This window comes from Hafnia alvei (genome assembly GCF_964063325.1).
Classification (GTDB): Bacteria; Pseudomonadota; Gammaproteobacteria; order Enterobacterales; family Enterobacteriaceae; genus Hafnia; species Hafnia alvei_B.
In genome coordinates this window covers 2,842,076-2,858,602 of the sequence record NZ_OZ061315.1, presented here as the reverse complement: position 1 = coordinate 2,858,602, position 16,527 = coordinate 2,842,076, and the positions used below count along the sequence as shown (strand labels likewise).

General features: G+C 50.6%; 19 protein-coding genes. 6 read left to right on the top strand and 13 right to left on the bottom strand.

The annotated features are described in order from the left end of the window. Window positions 1-11 precede the first annotated feature (11 nt). Window positions 12-992, top strand: coding sequence for a flagellar hook-associated protein FlgL (flgL, locus tag AB3Y96_RS13730; protein ID WP_072310144.1), 981 nt, complete (start codon window positions 12-14; stop codon window positions 990-992). A 304-nt stretch (window positions 993-1,296) separates the two neighbouring features. Here flgL and fliR read toward each other — a convergent pair whose 3' ends face one another. The 13 genes from fliR to fliF all read right to left on the bottom strand — a co-directional run bounded on the left by fliR (window position 1,297) and on the right by fliF (window position 13,023). Further along, window positions 1,297-2,082 carry a flagellar biosynthetic protein FliR gene (gene fliR / locus AB3Y96_RS13725; protein WP_367299442.1) on the bottom strand — a complete coding sequence of 262 codons (786 nt, stop codon included), beginning with the start codon at window positions 2,080-2,082 and terminating at the stop codon, window positions 1,297-1,299. Window positions 2,083-2,090: 8 nt separating this feature from the next. Beyond that, window positions 2,091-2,360 (bottom strand): flagellar biosynthesis protein FliQ, encoded by a 270-nt coding sequence (gene fliQ, locus AB3Y96_RS13720; RefSeq protein ID WP_008813840.1) that lies wholly within the window; start codon window positions 2,358-2,360, stop codon window positions 2,091-2,093. Between the two features lie 25 nt (window positions 2,361-2,385). Continuing rightward, complete coding sequence (gene fliP, locus AB3Y96_RS13715) at window positions 2,386-3,132, bottom strand: flagellar type III secretion system pore protein FliP (protein ID WP_025802272.1); 747 nt, start codon at window positions 3,130-3,132, stop codon at window positions 2,386-2,388. After that, window positions 3,132-3,533: a flagellar biosynthetic protein FliO gene (fliO, locus tag AB3Y96_RS13710; RefSeq protein WP_072310147.1), complete on the bottom strand. Its 402-nt coding sequence runs from the start codon at window positions 3,531-3,533 to the stop codon at window positions 3,132-3,134. Before fliO ends, fliP begins: the two co-directional genes overlap by 1 nt. Then, window positions 3,533-3,958 carry a flagellar motor switch protein FliN gene (gene fliN / locus AB3Y96_RS13705; RefSeq protein WP_025802268.1) on the bottom strand — a complete coding sequence of 142 codons (426 nt, stop codon included), beginning with the start codon at window positions 3,956-3,958 and terminating at the stop codon, window positions 3,533-3,535. Before fliN ends, fliO begins: the two co-directional genes overlap by 1 nt. Next, window positions 3,951-4,964, bottom strand: coding sequence for a flagellar motor switch protein FliM (fliM, locus tag AB3Y96_RS13700; protein WP_063586879.1), 1,014 nt, complete (start codon window positions 4,962-4,964; stop codon window positions 3,951-3,953). Before fliM ends, fliN begins: the two co-directional genes overlap by 8 nt. Window positions 4,965-4,969: 5 nt before the next feature. Then, on the bottom strand, window positions 4,970-5,449 hold the full coding sequence (gene fliL, locus AB3Y96_RS13695; RefSeq protein ID WP_072310149.1) for a flagellar basal body-associated protein FliL: 480 nt from the start codon (window positions 5,447-5,449) through the stop codon (window positions 4,970-4,972). An 878-nt stretch (window positions 5,450-6,327) separates the two neighbouring features. Then, window positions 6,328-7,695, bottom strand: a complete 1,368-nt coding sequence (locus tag AB3Y96_RS13690; protein WP_367299441.1) for a flagellar hook-length control protein FliK — start codon at window positions 7,693-7,695, stop codon at window positions 6,328-6,330. Further along, entirely contained in the window at window positions 7,692-8,132 is a 441-nt protein-coding gene (gene fliJ / locus AB3Y96_RS13685) for a flagellar export protein FliJ (RefSeq protein ID WP_040046484.1), read from the bottom strand. Before fliJ ends, AB3Y96_RS13690 begins: the two co-directional genes overlap by 4 nt. A gap of 65 nt (window positions 8,133-8,197) precedes the next feature. After that, window positions 8,198-9,559: a flagellar protein export ATPase FliI gene (gene fliI / locus AB3Y96_RS13680; RefSeq protein ID WP_072307751.1), complete on the bottom strand. Its 1,362-nt coding sequence runs from the start codon at window positions 9,557-9,559 to the stop codon at window positions 8,198-8,200. Continuing rightward, window positions 9,556-10,317 carry a flagellar assembly protein FliH gene (gene fliH / locus AB3Y96_RS13675; protein WP_072307752.1) on the bottom strand — a complete coding sequence of 254 codons (762 nt, stop codon included), beginning with the start codon at window positions 10,315-10,317 and terminating at the stop codon, window positions 9,556-9,558. The genes fliI and fliH overlap by 4 nt, the downstream gene beginning before the upstream one ends. After that, window positions 10,310-11,302 carry a flagellar motor switch protein FliG gene (gene fliG / locus AB3Y96_RS13670; protein WP_025796729.1) on the bottom strand — a complete coding sequence of 331 codons (993 nt, stop codon included), beginning with the start codon at window positions 11,300-11,302 and terminating at the stop codon, window positions 10,310-10,312. Before fliG ends, fliH begins: the two co-directional genes overlap by 8 nt. Then, entirely contained in the window at window positions 11,299-13,023 is a 1,725-nt protein-coding gene (fliF, locus tag AB3Y96_RS13665) for a flagellar basal-body MS-ring/collar protein FliF (RefSeq protein ID WP_367299440.1), read from the bottom strand. The genes fliG and fliF overlap by 4 nt, the downstream gene beginning before the upstream one ends. Before the next feature lie 296 nt (window positions 13,024-13,319). On the opposite strand from fliF, the gene fliE reads away from it, so the two are divergent. From fliE to AB3Y96_RS13640, 5 genes are all read left to right on the top strand, one after another. Beyond that, window positions 13,320-13,634, top strand: a complete 315-nt coding sequence (fliE, locus tag AB3Y96_RS13660) for a flagellar hook-basal body complex protein FliE (RefSeq protein ID WP_025796725.1) — start codon at window positions 13,320-13,322, stop codon at window positions 13,632-13,634. A gap of 1,238 nt (window positions 13,635-14,872) precedes the next feature. After that, a complete protein-coding gene (locus AB3Y96_RS13655; RefSeq protein ID WP_072307736.1) occupies window positions 14,873-15,205 on the top strand; it encodes a DUF1971 domain-containing protein in 333 nt (110 codons plus the stop codon). A gap of 40 nt (window positions 15,206-15,245) precedes the next feature. Then, window positions 15,246-15,581, top strand: coding sequence for a DUF1869 domain-containing protein (locus tag AB3Y96_RS13650; RefSeq protein WP_367300323.1), 336 nt, complete (start codon window positions 15,246-15,248; stop codon window positions 15,579-15,581). Window positions 15,582-15,806: 225 nt separating this feature from the next. Continuing rightward, a complete protein-coding gene (locus AB3Y96_RS13645) occupies window positions 15,807-16,019 on the top strand; it encodes a hypothetical protein (RefSeq protein WP_072307737.1) in 213 nt (70 codons plus the stop codon). Between the two features lie 126 nt (window positions 16,020-16,145). Beyond that, the gene (locus AB3Y96_RS13640; protein WP_072307738.1) at window positions 16,146-16,451 is read left to right on the top strand and encodes a hypothetical protein; all 306 of its coding nucleotides are present in this window, start codon (window positions 16,146-16,148) and stop codon (window positions 16,449-16,451) included. Window positions 16,452-16,527 lie beyond the last annotated feature (76 nt).

Here is a 16,527-nt window from a genome sequence, read left to right as displayed (position 1 = left end):
GATGTTATTCCATGCGTCTTAGCACCAGCATGATGTACCAACAGAATATGGGTGGTATCACCGATGCACAGTCTGAATGGCAGCGCGTTGGCCAGCAGCTTTCCAGCGGCAAGCGGGTAATCAACCCGTCAGACGATCCGCTAGCGGCATCGCAACTGGTGGGTTTAAAGCAAGCTCAGGCTCAAAACGACCAGTATACAATGGCGCGCGGCTATGCGCGTCAGGGTGTGTCGCTAGAAGAGAGCGTATTGCAGCAGGTGACCTCCTCCCTGCAAGACGCCACGCCGGTGTTGGTCGACGGTGCCTCTTCAGGCAGCAAAAGCGACGATGACCGCGCTTCTATTGCCAAACAGCTGGAAGGTATTCGCGATCAGCTACTGAATCTGGCCAACAGCACCGACGGCAATGGTCGCTACGTGTTTGCTGGTTTCAAAAATGATACTGCGCCTTTCGAGAAAGTGACCGATCCGGTGACCGGTAGCGTGACCGTGACTTATAAGGGCGGTGATACCGCCGTGACGCAAAAAGTTGATGCGGCGCGCGATATGACCATCAGCCACACCGGTTCAGATGTTTTCCAACAGGCTTCCAGCAATCCGGTAAAAGAACCCGATGGCTCGGTGAATAGCGATATCTTTAGCACCCTACAAAAGGCGATTGATGCGCTGAAAACGCCTATCGCCGGTGCGGATGAAACGGTGAAAAAGGGCGTGAGCGATGCGCTTGACTCAGCCAACCGCGGTCTGCGTAACTCCTTGAATAACGTCTCGCAGGTGCGTGCCGAGCTCGGAACTAACCTCAAAGAACTGGATTCTCTGGATGCGGTCGGCAGCGAGCGGGCGATGACCTACACCGGTCGTATTAGCCAAACGCAGGACGTAGATTGGTATCAGGCGATTTCAGACTACAGCCTGCGTCAGGTTTCGCTGCAGGCTTCGTATAAAGCGTTTACGGATATGCAGGGGATGTCTCTGTTCCAGATGATTCGCTAATCTCCGTCATACTTGGCGCAGCGCCTGTGTTGGCTGTGTATTCTTGCCGCCTTGCCGCAGCGCCAATGATTTAGACGGTATCCCTCCTGCTTGGTATAAACAAAAAGCCCCCGCTGGCAATAGTGTAATGCTGTTCACTTAAGCGTGATTTTAGGGGAAGTACACCGATGGGGTCGTAGCAGCTTTAGCTGCCGGAGCGCCCCGCGGTGTGCTAGCCCCGTGTATCTCGAACGCTTAAACGAACGTCATTACGCTAACAATAGCGGGGCTTTTTTATGCAAGCGAGTTACGCGCAGCGGGGAAATTACAACCCCTGCATGCCGCCGATCACTTGGGTTAAGCGCTCGAAAATTTCGCTAAAGAGATGCTCACTGAAGGGCACCAGCATTGGCATCATCAGGCTAAGCGAAAGCATGCCGATGGTGAGCGTGAGGGGGAAACCCACCACAAAAATAGAGAGCTGTGGCGTCATGCGATTGAGCAGCCCCAGCGCGGTGTTGAGCGCCAGAAGTAGGGTAATAAGGGGAAGCGCCAACATCAGCCCATTAATGAAAATCAGGCTACCGGCCTGAGCAAGCATCAAAAAACCGTTGCCGTTAAGCGGTTGTTCGCTGATGGGCAGGGTTTGAAAACTGTCTGCCAGAATTGAAATCATCCACAGATGACCGTTAAAACTAAGAAATAACAGCATGGTCAGCAGGTTAAGCAGGCGCGCCAAAATCGGCATGTTGGGGCCGCCGGAAGGGTCAAAGAACGTGGCAAATGAAAGCCCCATTTGCAAACCAATCACTTCACCCGCGAGGCGAACGGCGGCAAACGCAAACTGCATGGTTAAGCCGAGCGCGGCACCAATCAAGATTTGCTGGGTAACCAGCCATAGACCACTAATGCTGACTACCGGCGTTGGATTGCTGCCTAAATTAGGCACCAGCAGAAAAGTAATTGCCATCGCCAAACCAACCTTGGTCTTTTTAGTGGTGGCTTTTTCACTCAGCAGCGGTGCGGTGCTGATCAACGCCAGCATACGCACAAACGGCCAGAAATATTGCCCCAGCCATAAGGCCAGTTGGGAGGTATCAAATGAAATCATCGTGCGCGTTAGCCGATGATGGAGGGAATACTGGTGAAAAGGGTGCGCATGTAATCAAGTAACAGGCTGAGCATCCACGGCCCAGCAATGACCATGGTCGCGAATACGGCCAGAATTTTAGGAATAAACGACAGCGTCATTTCGTTAATCTGTGTGGCAGCCTGCAGCAAGCTGATCACCAAACCACTGATCAACGCAGCCAACAGTAACGGCGTTGCCAAAGCCAATCCCACTTTCATTGCCTGATAACCGAGCGCCATTACGGATTCTGGAGTCATATTTTTTACTCAGTGAGTGGGGCGGTTAACTGTAAAAACTCTGCGCTAGCGAGCCCAATAACAGCTGCCAACCATCGACTAAGACAAACAGCATTAATTTGAACGGCAGCGAAATGGTGGCCGGTGGAACCATCATCATCCCGAGCGCCATCAACACGCTGGCAACCACCAGGTCGATAATCAAAAAAGGAATGAAAATAGTGAAGCCAATCTGAAAGGCCGTTTTTAACTCGCTGGTGACATAAGCGGGCAGCAGAATGCGCATTGGTACGTCTTCTGGCCCCGACATCTGTGGCAAATTGGCTAATTTAGCGTACAGCGCCAGATCGGTTTCACGGGTTTGGCGCAGCATGAATTCGCGCAGCGGCTGGGCACCGCGATCCATGGCGACGTCCATGGTGATTTTGTCTTGGCTAAAAGGCTGATAGGCATCCTGATAAATTTTATCAAACACCGGAGACATCACGAAAAAGGTGAGAAACAGCGCCAGCCCTAGCATCACCTGATTGGGTGGCGCCGACGGTGTGCCTAATGCGCTGCGTAATAATCCCAACACGATGATGATGCGGGTAAAGCTGGTCATCATCAGCAATGCGGCGGGCAAAAACGTTAACGAGGTGAGGAAAACCAGCGTTTGAACCGGCAACGACCAGTTTTGTCCGCCGTTTGCCAGCGGCTGTGAAATAATGCCGGGCAGCTGCGCCAGCGCCAGTGGGCTAGCCAGAAGTAATGTTATGGCTCCAAGGCCAAGGATTAAACGCTGAGTGCGCATTAAGACTTATCTCCGCGCTTACCAAATTGTTGCTGTATCACCTGCTTGAAGATCTGGCTGAAGTCCTGTTTTTTCTCAACGGATTCATCTTCAGCAAGGGGAGCGGTGAAAGTATGCAGATGCGTGACGCTCTGGCTGGTGACGCCGAGCACCAAGCATTGATTATCCACTTCAACCACCACCACGCGTTCACGTGCGCCGAGCGAACAGCTTGCACGTACGTTGAGCATGCTGCTGCGGCTGTTTTTAGGCGCGAAACCTAAGCGTTTAACCAGCCAACCGATTATCAAAATCAGCAGCAGTATGGCGCCCAGCGTACTGCCAACCTGTGTCAGCACGCTGCCCGTTGCCACGGCGGGTGCCGCGGGAGCGCTGGTGGACGTTGAAGTGGCGGGGATCATCAGCGGCTCAGGCGACGCATGCGTTCAGACGGCGTAATGATGTCGGTGATACGGACGCCAAACTTATCGGCAACCACTACCACTTCACCTTGGGCAATCAGATAACCGTTAATCAGAATATCCAACGGTTCGCCGGCCAGACCGTCAAGCGCCACCACTGAACCCTGCGACAAACGCAGCAGCTCTTTGATCGTCATCTTGGTACGGCCTAGTTCCACCGTCAGTTTGACCGGAATATCTAAAATCAAATCGATATCGTGCAGATTGCCGGCCAACGGTGATGGATTATCAAGATTTTGGAAAATCTCATCCGCAGCATTTCCCGCCGAGGTGTTTTCGGTGGTTTGCTGTTCGTTCATCGCTTCCGCCCACAGGTCGGCGGCGTCGTCATGACCTTCGGCAGACGGCTTGTTGACGTCACTCATTGGGCTGATCCTCGCTCAGAGCATTTAAAATAGGGTTGATTAATCGTTCTACGCGCAGTGCATATTGGCCGTTTTGGCTGCCGTATTGGCAGGTTAAAACCGGCACACCATCCACATTGGCGATAAGTTTTTCAGGTTTTTCAATCGGTAATACATCGCCAGGCTGAAGCTTAAGCACTTCCGACAGGCGTAAAGGAATATCAACAAAGTTGGCCACCAGCTCCAGCTCAGAGTGCTGAACCTGTTTGCTGAGCGTATCGCGCCAGTGCTGATCTTCTTGTTTCGAGTTCTCTAATGGTGGGTTAACCAGCAGCTCGCGCAGCGGCTCAATCATCGAGAAAGGAATACAGATATTAAACTCGCCGCTCAGCGCACCCACTTCAATCGTGAAAGGCGTTGTGACCACGATATCGTTAGGTGAGGTGGTGATATTGGTGAATTTCACCTGAATTTCAGAGCGAACGTATTCCACTTCCAGTTTATAAATGGCGCTCCACGCATCGCGATAGGCATCCAGCGCCAAGCGCAGCATGCGTTTAATCACGCGCTGTTCGGTATGGGTGAACTCACGGCCATCGACTTTGGTTGGGAAACGACCATCGCCACCAAACAGGTTATCCACCGCCATAAACACTAAGCTTGGCGCAAACACCATGAGCGCGGTGCCGCGTAACGGATTGAGGTGAATAAGGTTGAGGTTGGTTGGCACCGGAAGGTTACGGGCGAACTCATGATAGGGCTGGATTTTAACCGCACCGACCGTGATATCAGGGCTACGGCGCAGCAGGTTAAACAGCCCCATACGAAACTGACGGGCAAAGCGCTCGTTGATGATTTCCAGTGCTTGCAGACGTTCACGTACCACCCGACGCTGAGTGGTCGGGTCGTAGGGGCGAACGTCGCTTTCGCTTCCCGCGAGCGGAACTTCGTTGTCAGGCTTTCCATTGTCGCTATCGCCGTTCAGCAACGCGTCAATTTCGGCCTGTGACAGAATGCTATCAGACATAGTGATTACCGCAGGATAAAGGCTGTAAACAACACGTCGCTAACGATCTGCTTTGGCTGACCGGGAGCAATTGGCGGCATGAGCACGGCTTTAATATCAGTCATTAACTGAGTTTTACCCTGTTCACTGGCTAGTGTGGCGGCGTGTTGGCGCGAAAGCAGCATCAGTAAACGGCTGCGCATTTCAGGCAGATAATCGTTCATACGTTTACGTGTGGCTTCATCGGGCAAACGCAGGGTTAAGCCGATGTAAAGCACACGATCGGCATCTTCGCCGTCGCTGATCAGGTTAACGGTGAAGGTATCGAGAGGCATAAATACCGGCATCGGCGGTGGAACCGGTTTGCTTTCGGCGAGGGTTTCTTGGTGCTGATAATATTTCCAGCCATAAAAACCGCCACCCGCACCCGCAGCAATAAGAATTAACAGTATCCATACCCATTTGGCACGCCGCTTAGTGTTCTTGGGGAGTGTGGTTTCAGACATAAGGGGATGATTCCTGTTACGGTGCGAAGAAGCGCACATGAATTTTGCTTGTGCTGTTATTATCCTTGCCTCGCGGGTGTTCAATGGGGGGAATAGAGGGTGAAAATGGGGTTAATTGTGGTGGATGCCACGCGGATGGTTAATGTTTGGGCTGTTTGATTGCTACTGCTGAGGTATCTTAGTCATGGTGCATATTACGTACGCCTAATATATCCAGCCAGACATATACATCTTGCTGGCGTCCGTGTTAGGGGGCCAATCGCCGCCCCCTAACAACCCGGCTTGGCACCGTTCTTCAGCCTGCTTCGCAGGTTCCCTCATTTCGTCATTCCGGCTTTAACGGAACGAACGGCAATCGCCATCCTGGCTCCTCCGTTCTTTCGCCGACGTCCCTGTCGGCGAATCCTAGCCTGCATTCCTCTACTCGGCTGAAAAACAACGTGCCGGAAAAGGTCAAACCCAAAACCCAAAACCCAAAACCCAAAACCCAAAACCCAAAAGGAAAAAGACAACAGACAACAGACAACAGACAACAGACAAAAACTCTATCTGTTTTTTAGTTTAAGTCTTGGTAGGGAGAGCCGCCGGTACAGGGATGTACCGGCGGAGTTTGGGGCGCCCTGGATGGGCGATACCAAACCGTAGCGGAAATGGCGTCTCGGATAAAAGCGCGCGAGTTGAGAGCCCCCGCGCAACGGGGCTCTCATCGGACGCCTTCGACTTGGCTACATATGAAAGCGGTTATTGATAGGCGGTCGAAACCTTACACCATATCTCATAGAGAAAGGCGTACGAAACCTTACATCGCAACCACATATAAGCTAAACGAACGAAACCTTACCCCACACTCCACTCAATTTAATTAAATGAAATGAAATTTAAACACTAATATCCACTCCCCCAACTCTCACCGACTTAGCCGATGCACTGGCAGTAACGATTCTATCGTCGGTATTCCCATCCACACTAAATCCACCGGAAGTGGCCTGTCGGTCGGAGGCGTTTTGCTGGCCACCGCTCCACTGCGGTTGGGCTTCGCTGCCGACGCTGCTTTGTCCTAGCTGAATACCGCTATCCGCCAGCGCGGTGCGCAGTTGGGGGAGGGCGGCTTCCAGCGCGGCGCGTACCTGACTATGCCCCGATGCCATGTGCAGCTGCGCTTGGTTGTCATCGATGCGTAGGCTGATTTGCAGCGATCCTAAATCCTGTGGATGCAGGCGCAGTTCGGCGCTGTGCTGGCCGCTGCGATTAAACATCAAGATTTGCTGGCCTAATGCCTGCTGCCATTCGCTGCTGCCTAACTGCGCATTAAGCACCGGCGTTGGCATCGGTGCGGCTGGGACCGCGGTTGTTTGCGGTGCTACAACGGGGCTACTCACGGCAATATTGTGCATCGCTTGGCTTAGCGTATGCGTAGGCTGCTGCGAAAGATTGAGATCGCTGCGCGGAAGGCGAGCATCCTCGAGTTGAGGGGCAAGTTTCAGCGGGATCTCGGCGGTGTTTAACGGGGCCGCGCTGGTTTCAACGCTCGATTTGAGCACTGAAGGATCGCTCTTTTTACTCGGCACCGCCGCTAAGGAGAGGTCTAATTGCTGACTATCTGCGTCGGCGCTTGGCTTATCAGATTTTAATAAGGTTCCAAGATCCAGTTTGGCCTCTTTTTTATCTTCGCCTGTCAGCAGGTTCATAAGAGGATCTGCGCGCTCGGATGCAGTGGTATTCAGCGCCATGTTGATTTCAGCGCTGTCTGCGGTGTCAGACGCGGCAACTTTTGGCAGTGCATCGGGCAGCATAGCAAACAAGGCGCTGATGGCGGCTTGTCCCGCTTGTTCAGTGCCTTTGTCTGCGACCGTTTCCGTCAACGTTTGTAGATGATCGTCTTTGTCCGCCGTTTTTTTATCTGCGAGAGAGGCGCTGAGTGATGCCAGTAGTTTTTGCTGCTGTTTTGGATCCAGCGTCGCCAGTTGACCCAATAATTTCTGCGTATCTTCGCCCTTAGCGGACTGATTTTGTAATGTTTTGGCCAGCGCCGCCTGCAACGTTTTAAGGTCTGTTTTTTCGGCTAAACCGGAACCTGATTTAGTGGTTGTCGCGTGTGGCGCTCGATTCTCTTTGCTCTGTGAGTGTGCTTGAGACAGCACGTTAGAGAAAGGTGCAGCCGCTTTCTTCGCTGATTTAGCCGACGGGGCACTCGCATTGGCTGCTGTAGGATTCGTCATCGCAACAGCGAGCAGTGGGGACGTCATGATTTTTCTCTCCTCATGGCGGCACGCTGGGCGTACTCATCCATCCGTTTTTGATCTTGTTTATTGAGCTGCATCTTTAGCTGATGCTCTTGGCGCTCGTGGAGCGTGCAAAACGCATTTAGGCGTTGCTGTTTTTCCTGCCAGCAGCGCGTGGCGGTTGCGAGTCTGACATTGCATTGATTTAACTGTAGGCGATGCTGATCAATTGCCTGATCCAAGGTGCGAATAAACTGCTGGTAGTTACGCCAACTGGACGCATCCATCCCACCGCTCATCCCCTGATTGAGACGCTGGCGGTATTCATCTTGGTAATTGAGCAGCATAGTAAGCTGCTGTTCTGCATGTAAAAACGCTTGCTGAGACTTGCCTAGTGCGGTGGTGGCATCATCAACATCTTGCTGTGCAAGGTCACGTAGCGTGCCCATGGGTGAAGACATTTTTACCTCCTACCTCTGCGCGTGTACTGAACGAATTCAGCGTGCAGAGATGCCTATTTAGTGCCCTATGCGGGGAACAAAGCCTGAAGACTTGAGCAGGCATCGGCATAGCCGCTGCGCTCGAAGATCCCTTGTTGCAAAAACGCTTCCAAATGCGGATAAAGTGTAATGGCCTGATCCAATAGCGGATCGGAGCCTTTGGCATAAGCGCCTACGCTGATGAGATCGCGGTTGCGCTGATAGCTTGAAAGTAGCTGTTTGAAGCGTCTGACACGGGCGTAGTGGTCATCGCTGATAAGCGACGTCATGGCTCGGCTGATCGATGCTTCAATATCGATGGCCGGATAGTGTCCGGCCTCGGCTAAACGGCGTGACAGAACAATGTGCCCATCCAAAATTGCCCGCGCCGAGTCGGCGATAGGGTCTTGTTGATCGTCACCCTCGGTAAGTACCGTGTAAAACGCGGTGATCGAACCGCCTCCGTGCGTGCCATTACCCGCACGTTCAACCAGCGCCGGTAGTTTGGCAAATACCGACGGTGGATAACCTTTGGTCGCTGGCGGTTCACCGATAGCCAGTGCGATTTCACGCTGCGCCATGGCATAGCGGGTGAGGGAATCCATGATCAGCAACACATGCTGGCCGCGATCGCGAAAGTCTTCGGCAATACGTGTGGCGTATGAAGCGCCCTGCATACGTAGCAGGGGAGATACGTCGGCCGGCGCGGCGATAACCACCGAACGCTTACGGCCTTCGTCGCCCAAAATATTCTCGATAAAGTCTTTCACTTCACGACCACGTTCACCAATCAACCCCACGACGATCACATCGGCCTGCGTATAACGTGCCATCATGCCGAGTAGCACGCTTTTACCCACGCCGGAACCGGCAAAAAGCCCCATACGCTGCCCACGTCCCACGGTCAGCAGCGCATTGATGGCGCGAACGCCTACGTCGAGGACGTCAACGATCGGCGTACGCTGCAAAGGGTTAAAAGGCAGCGTGGTGAGCCCACCGAGATCGGCCTCTTCCGGCGGCGGCAGCCCATCGAGGGGTTTAGCGCCGCCGTCGAGTACGCGTCCCAGCAACATGGGGCCAAGCGGAAGTTGTTTCCCGCCCGACTGTAAACCGCCGCTTTGGGAGCAAACGCGTGCGCCAGGCACAATGCCGTCAACTTCCTCTAACGGCATGAGAAACAGTTGTTGCCCATTAAAGCCAACGACTTCGGCTTCAACCTGCTGAATTTTTACGCCGTCATACCGCTCAATCAGGCACGTTGCGCCAATGGGCAACTGTAAACCGCTGGCCTCGAGAACCAGCCCTGTTGCTCGGGTTAAACGACCATAGCGCCGCGCTGTGGGGATCTGCGGAATGCGTTTTTCAAACGCGTCTAAGGTGCGCAACCACGTGTTAAGGCGTTGGGTCATAATGGCAACTCCGGCGCAGCCAGTTTGCACAATTCTTGCCAGCGGGTAGCAATACTGGCGTCAAGTTCGCCGCCCTCGGCGCTGATTTTGCAGCCGCCGCGGTGGAGCTGGGTATCGGCAAGTAAGCGCCAGCCTTGCTGTTCTAACTGTACGCCGAGCTGTTGCTGAATAACCGGCAAATCTTGCGGATTGACGCGTAGCTGTAAATTGCCGTTAAACAGCGGTTCTTGATTAATTAAATGCTGAATTTGCTGTAGCACCGCGCTGGCATCGCACACCGGCGACTGACCGATGATTTGCTTAGCGGCGGTCAACGCCATCTGCATCAGGCGTGCGGCAATCACATTGTCCATGGCCTGCAATGAATGTTGGAACTCTTGGGCAAGCTGTCGCCAATGGTCAAGTATAGGCTGTTGCTCAGTTTGCGCCTGCTGCAATCCTTGAGAGCGGCCTTCGTTGAGACCTTGTTGGAAGCCGGTGTCGTAGCCCTGTTTTTCGCCTTGCTGCAATCCGTGTTGATAGCCCTGCATTTGGGCATCTTCGCGTAGCTGTTCCAGCTCAGCCTGTGCAATAACTGCGGGGGTGGACTCCGCTGCAGGGGGCAGTGGATCCATTTTGAACGCAGGCATTTTGGGCTTACGCGGCGCTGAAAAGTCACGCATCTCCCAGCGCTGCCATTGCTGATTGGTTTCTTCAATGGTGGCTTTGGGGAAGACCGCTTTACGGAATCCGTCTTTCGGGTTTGGAGGATTAGACATAAGCATCCTCACCGCCGCCGATCACCACTTCGCCGCTTTCGGCTAATCGACGAACGATCAGCAGAATCGCTTTTTGTTCGCTTTCTACCAGCGATAGACGAACGGGTCCGCGCGTGGAGAGATCGTCACGCAGAATATCGGCCGCACGTTGCGACATATTGCGCATAAACTTCTCACGCAGCGCTTCGTCGGCGCCTTTGAGGGCGATAAGCAGAGATTCGGATTCCACTTCCTGCAAGATGCGCTGAATGCTGCGATCGTCGACGTCGACCAGATTTTCGAACAGGAACATTTCGTCGATAATTTTCTGCGCCAGTTCACCGTCGTAGATACGCATGGCTTCAATAACCGACTCTTCCTGTTGGGTTTTCATCAGGTTGATAATCTCAGCCGCCGTGCGGATACCGCCCATTTTGCTGCGTTTGAGGTTTTGACCATCTAGCAGACCGTTAAGCACTTCGGTCAGTTCTTGTAACGCCGTTGGCTGAACGCCACCGAAGGTTGCGATACGCAGTACCACGTCATTGCGCTGGCGTTCGTCAAACTGAGCCAGAATATCGGCGGCCTGAGCACGTTTTAGATGTACCAAAATAGTGGCGATGATCTGCGGATGTTCATCGCGAATAATATCGGCTGCGGCCTGCGGCTCCATAAAGTTGAGCGTTTCGATGCCGCTGGCGGTTTCGCGCGATTCCAGTATGTCTTCCAGCAGGCTAGAGGCGCGCTCTTCACCTAGCGCTTTCACCAATACCGACCGTAGATAGTCGCTGGCGTTGACGCTGAGCGCTTCGTACTGTTCGGCTTCGTCTTGAAACTCGTTGAGCACTTCGCCTAACTGCTGGTGAGAAACCTGACTCATGGTCGCCATCGTGGTACTGAGATGCTGCACCTCGCGAGTAGAGAGGTGCTTAAACACCTCCGCCGCACGGTCTTCACCGATGGTCATTAATAAAATGGCGCTTTTTTCAGTTGGGGTCATGGTCATTGCTCGTTACTCATCCATTGGCGAATGACCAGCGCAACCACGCGAGGGTCTTGCTCAGCCATATCACGGACACGCTGTGCCTGCTGTTCAGCGGTGGCACGCTGCTGTGTTTTACGACGATTCTGCACTTCTTCATTACTTGGTTTGGTTGGTTGAACCGGCGTGGTGACAATTGGCGTAGGCTCAACCCGACGGGCCGTCTGCGCATTAGCCAGCTGTTTGTTCAACAGCGGTTTGACCAGTTTGCGCCACAGAATGAAGGCGACAATCAGTACCAACAGGTAGCGGCCCAACGTCATCAACAGATCAAAGAAGCTTGCTTGTTGCCAGAATGGCACATCGCTGCTGTCTTCAACATCGGCGGTAAATGGCGTATTGACCACGTTTAACGTGTCGCCGCGCGTTGCCGAGAAGCCCATGGCTTCGCGAACCAGCGACGTGACCTGCTCGATTTGCTGTGGCGTTAACGGAATGCTTTTGCCGCTGGCGTTGGTAGCATAGTTAACGACGACGGCTACCGACAGACGATCGACATTGCCCGCTTTTTGCTGGGTATGACGGATGGTACGATCGACTTCATAGTTGATGGTTTCATCGCGGCGTGCATTGAATGAGGAGCTACTCCGGCGACCGTTGGTGTCAATGGTGGAAGCAGGGCGCTGGGCGTTCGCCGCATTGGCACCGTTTGCATTTGCGCCCGCCTGCGGAGGATTGGTGATATTCCCGGTCGGAGGTGGAGCCGGTTGATTGGTCAATGCGCCAGGAACGCCGCCAGAGAGTTGGCCACCGGACTGAGAGCTGTCGCTCAGTTGCTGGCTACGCACCGCCGCCTGATTGGCACCCTGATTCGGCTTGTACTCTTCGTCGGTCTGCTCACGAACCGCATTATCAATCTGCGCGGTGACCTGTGCATGCACGTTGCCGTTGCCGACCATCGGCTGCAAGATGGCCTCGATGCGGCGCTGAATTCGGCTTTCGACTTCATTAGCATATTTTAACTGAGTGGCATTGAGATCGCGCCCCGTGCCGTCTGACTGTGTCAGCAGGTGTCCACCTTGATCGACAACGGTGACATTCCCCGCGGGTAAGCCTGCAACGCTGCTGGATACCATATAGACAATAGCGTTGATTTGCCCTTCATCTAAAGCGCGGCCTGGTTGCAGATTTAAGGTAACGGAAGCTGAGGGCTGCTTTTGTTCTCGAACAAAGAGTGACGGTTTTGGTAGTGCTAAATGGACGCGGGCCGTCTGAACGGGGCCTAATGTTTCGATGGTGCGAGAAAGTTCGCCTTCCAACGCGCGTTGATAGTTGATTTGTTCACTGAACTGGCTGATGCCAAATTTTTCTTGATCCAGAAGCTCAAACCCGACGGCTCCCCCTTTCGGCAGACCTTGCTGCGCGAGGCGCAGGCGCGTTTCATGGACTTTTTCCGCCGGAATTAACAGCGCGGTGCCATTATCCGTGAAGCGATAGGGAGTGTTCATCTGGGTGAGCTGGGTGACAATGGCACCGCCGTCCCGATCGCTGATGTTGCTATAAAGTACCCGATAATCAGGTGATTTAGCCCACAGAGCCAGTACTGCAATAACGGCGATAGCAATTGCACCGGCAATGAGCAGTGGAATTTTGGGGTTAGCACGCAGGCGATTCACTATGCTAGCGAAACCGCCATCCCCGCTTTTTGCTGTGGTGCCAGCGCTACCGTTGGCTGAAGCGTTCATGTGCTTACCTTGTCTTTCAGTTGAGCCGGGAAAAAATCCCGGGATAAATTGATATCTTGCAAAACGAACTCCCTGACGCGCTATCAGCGAAATGTATTCAATCAGAGCCTTTTCTTGGAAGGTCTGCGGCTTACAAAAGTAGGCAGGGTATTATTCTGCGGAGTGAGGGAATTTGATGGGAGAATAAGGCCCTATTTTTGCGTCTATTTAGCGGCTTTACTCTTTGATCTCTATGTTAGGGTGATGCCTTATGGGTAAAAGCCATTTGGTAAACACAGACAAAGAGGGTATCAGCAGTGGCGATAGTGGGAATTGAAGGCGTACTTCAGCAGCTTCAGGCGACGGCAGTCTCAGCTGCAAACCGTAGCCAAAATAGTGAGGCTCCACAGGGGGCATTTGCCGCTGAACTTAAAGCCGCAGTGAATCGTATTAGCGACACACAAAATAATGCCAAGATTCAGGCGCAAAATTTTGAAATGGGCGTACCGGGCGTAGCGTTAAACGACGTTATGGTTGATTTGCAAAAATCAGGGATCTCGCTGCAGATGGGGATTCAGGTGCGCAACCGCTTAGTTGCAGCCTATCAAGATATTATGAATATGCAGGTTTAGTGGGTTTCACTACCTGTTTAACTGAGCTTTTTATTAACAACTCAACTTTGCTAGGGAACGACGGCGGCGGAGTTGGGTGACTCATCTGGCAAAAGAGATATTTTTACGGCTAAACGCGTTGAGGGTAGTCGTTCTGGAGGTTAGAAATATCCTAACTATTAAGCGCGGGCGTTTAATATTATGATTATGTCTCCTATGAGCCATTTAACTCACTGACATGTTTGCCAAAATCCATAAATATTCGAAGTTTATTTTTATTACTAGCTTACTTATTTGGCTAGTGTTTTTATTTAAGTCGTCCTATGTGGGTGTTTATATTCACTATTCGTTTCTTATTGTGGTTCCCGTTTCTGGCTTTATAGCTTATCTAACTCGGAAATATAAACCTTAGCGTTTATTTAGTATAAAGCCTCACCGTGCTGTTTAAGTGGCGTTAAGCTGTTTCCTACTACACTTGGTGTTAACAGAGTTCACCTTTTACCGAATGTTGTACAAATGATGAACTCCGTTGCTACGTTATGCATCTATAGAGGGCGGGGTCATTATCGGATTAGTATGATTGTAAGGTGTGCTTTGCGTGGCTAATATTTGAATATAACGGTCTAAACCTATTGGATAGGCCTCATGTCAGATAAAAATAGGTGGCAATATGGGTTATAAAATTAAACAGATGTATTTGCTGTTAGCGTTAGGTTCACTTTTTAGCGTATCGGCTATCGCATTGATTAGTGTCTGTTTATCCTCCTTGTAATTGTTTAGGCGACAATGCGTACCATGCACCCAGTGGATGGTAGATGTTACTTTGCTTCGATATTTTTGACCCGCAATGGATTGCTTTAAAAATCATACAAGTTCTTCGGGAAAATTCTCTCCTGATATGTCTGTATAAAAAAAGAACGACAAATCTATTCTGCCGCTCATTTTTTATTCTCAATTTAATAAGAAAATTCTTAATTTATTAGTTATGAAAATAGAATTGTCAATATGTCATTTCTATGTGCCACTTCAGTTCTATTTTTTTTATAAAAATAACATCTTTTTTATTAATACTCCCTAGTGGGGAGGTGCCTACCTATTAATGTTAATAGGCGGGAGTTGCATGAGTTTTATTATCTTAAAGCTATACCTGCCAGCATGATAATAGCTTAACGCTGTCCAATAAAAGGTATATGATATGCATCATATTCACATGTACTGCTCATATTCTTTCTGAGTAGTCGTCGATATGAGGTTTAAATATGCAACGCATTATTATACCAACAAACTATGTTCATACACGCACGACACCCTTGTGGACAAAAGAAACAGCCCCAGCTTCAATTTGGAAACGCCATTTGGACGCGGGTACTCGTCAAGGTGTCTATCCGCGCCTGTGTGTGATGCAGGGTACTATCCGTTATTACGGCTATGCCGACGAAACCAGCCCTGAAGCTATCGAAACGCTAACCATTGAGGCAGGGCAGTTTGGCGTGTTTCCGCCTGAAAAATGGCACCGGATTGAAGCCTTATCTGATGATACGGTTTTTAACGTTGATTTTTACGTTGATCCCAACATCCTATTAGAACAGTAAGGGAAGGTATATAATGACGGGTGAAAATACGGTTGAGAATATGATTGAGAATAAAGGCTACGCAATCGCTATCTCTAATGATAGCAATCAGAGTAGTGCGGAGAAAATTTACCTAAAGCCAATGGCATTATATATCCCAGATGTTGCGACGGGTTTGGTTATTGAGCTTATTAATAATCTCGATGATACAAATAATGATGGCGAAGGTTTTACACTTACGGTCACTAATAAAAATAATGGCGTGTCGGTAGATTCACATTTCTTAACACTTGAAGATTTAAAAAATCCTACGACTTCAGCGGATGCGGTTAAAGACTTAGTCAATATTGTTCGCGGCTATGATACCGACGAAGAGACTAACGTGTGTGGTTGGTAGCGTGTTTTTTACCGAGTTAACAATAGCTATTTAAAAAACACCATATTTATGGTCAGCATACGGCAGCGTATGCTGACTGAAATATGACGTTTAATACTGCAAAATTGAATACAGTTGTAAGAGAGTCTACATATATAACCCGATTTTAGATGATAAAATAATTACCTAACATAAAGTTAGGCATAACAGTAGTTTATACATCAGATAAAATATACGGGATTTGATATGAAGGTTAGCTACATTAGTTATTATGAAGGTTTAGATATCAACGGCGAAGTTATTTTCCAGGGAAATGGCTCACACCTTGTTAGTGCGGAAAAAGAAGAACCCTCTCCGCATGACGTTTTAGCTGCGATTAATCAATACCTGATTAAAGGAGCTAAAGAAAATAATCCGGCCATAGCTAAAATTGTCATTAAAGGGTTGTTTAAACTGTAATCAGACCATGTGGAAAGACCGCGAAAGTGGTCTTTTTTTCTGCAGAACGCCCGTTATTCGTATTTATCTGGTTTATGCATGAATGACTTACCGTTATCATAAGAACAAAATTTGTGTGAGATTCTTATGAAGAAATATACCTTTCCTCCGTTGTTACCGATGCTGTTATCCGTGCTGTTACCTGCTGTTCTGGTTGGGTGTGTAAGTACACCAAATGGTTTTGTGCGATTAGATGAGCATGAAGCTAATCAAGCCGTTATCTATCGCTATGATCCTGAAAAAGTGAACAAAGCGGCGATGGACGCTGACGCGTTAAGCTACTGCAAAGAAAATGGTTTTGATAATGCAACGCAGATCCCTCCACTCGCAAGCACGGTCCCAACGTTGAAACGCATGGCTTACACCTGCTCCTACGCAGTGAAAAAACGCTAACGTCTTGAGATTACATTGGGTGTTTGCACTTTAAACTTACTCGCTATATAATTATATATACAGCGATGGGGAATCG

What these genes read in the sequence shown, in the direction of transcription:
- flgL (WP_072310144.1), top strand. Translation starts at nt 12, where the DNA reads ATGCGTCTTAGCACCAGCATGATGTACCAACAGAATATGGGTGGTATC.
- fliR (WP_367299442.1), bottom strand. Translation starts at nt 2,082, where the DNA reads ATGATTTCATTTGATACCTCCCAACTGGCCTTATGGCTGGGGCAATAT.
- fliQ (WP_008813840.1), bottom strand. Translation starts at nt 2,360, where the DNA reads ATGACTCCAGAATCCGTAATGGCGCTCGGTTATCAGGCAATGAAAGTG.
- fliP (WP_025802272.1), bottom strand. Translation starts at nt 3,132, where the DNA reads ATGCGCACTCAGCGTTTAATCCTTGGCCTTGGAGCCATAACATTACTT.
- fliO (WP_072310147.1), bottom strand. Translation starts at nt 3,533, where the DNA reads ATGATCCCCGCCACTTCAACGTCCACCAGCGCTCCCGCGGCACCCGCC.
- fliN (WP_025802268.1), bottom strand. Translation starts at nt 3,958, where the DNA reads ATGAGTGACGTCAACAAGCCGTCTGCCGAAGGTCATGACGACGCCGCC.
- fliM (WP_063586879.1), bottom strand. Translation starts at nt 4,964, where the DNA reads ATGTCTGATAGCATTCTGTCACAGGCCGAAATTGACGCGTTGCTGAAC.
- fliL (WP_072310149.1), bottom strand. Translation starts at nt 5,449, where the DNA reads ATGTCTGAAACCACACTCCCCAAGAACACTAAGCGGCGTGCCAAATGG.
- AB3Y96_RS13690 (WP_367299441.1), bottom strand. Translation starts at nt 7,695, where the DNA reads ATGACGTCCCCACTGCTCGCTGTTGCGATGACGAATCCTACAGCAGCC.
- fliJ (WP_040046484.1), bottom strand. Translation starts at nt 8,132, where the DNA reads ATGTCTTCACCCATGGGCACGCTACGTGACCTTGCACAGCAAGATGTT.
- fliI (WP_072307751.1), bottom strand. Translation starts at nt 9,559, where the DNA reads ATGACCCAACGCCTTAACACGTGGTTGCGCACCTTAGACGCGTTTGAA.
- fliH (WP_072307752.1), bottom strand. Translation starts at nt 10,317, where the DNA reads ATGTCTAATCCTCCAAACCCGAAAGACGGATTCCGTAAAGCGGTCTTC.
- fliG (WP_025796729.1), bottom strand. Translation starts at nt 11,302, where the DNA reads ATGACCATGACCCCAACTGAAAAAAGCGCCATTTTATTAATGACCATC.
- fliF (WP_367299440.1), bottom strand. Translation starts at nt 13,023, where the DNA reads ATGAACGCTTCAGCCAACGGTAGCGCTGGCACCACAGCAAAAAGCGGG.
- AB3Y96_RS13655 (WP_072307736.1), top strand. Translation starts at nt 14,873, where the DNA reads ATGCAACGCATTATTATACCAACAAACTATGTTCATACACGCACGACA.
- AB3Y96_RS13650 (WP_367300323.1), top strand. Translation starts at nt 15,246, where the DNA reads ATGATTGAGAATAAAGGCTACGCAATCGCTATCTCTAATGATAGCAAT.
- AB3Y96_RS13645 (WP_072307737.1), top strand. Translation starts at nt 15,807, where the DNA reads ATGAAGGTTAGCTACATTAGTTATTATGAAGGTTTAGATATCAACGGC.
- AB3Y96_RS13640 (WP_072307738.1), top strand. Translation starts at nt 16,146, where the DNA reads ATGAAGAAATATACCTTTCCTCCGTTGTTACCGATGCTGTTATCCGTG.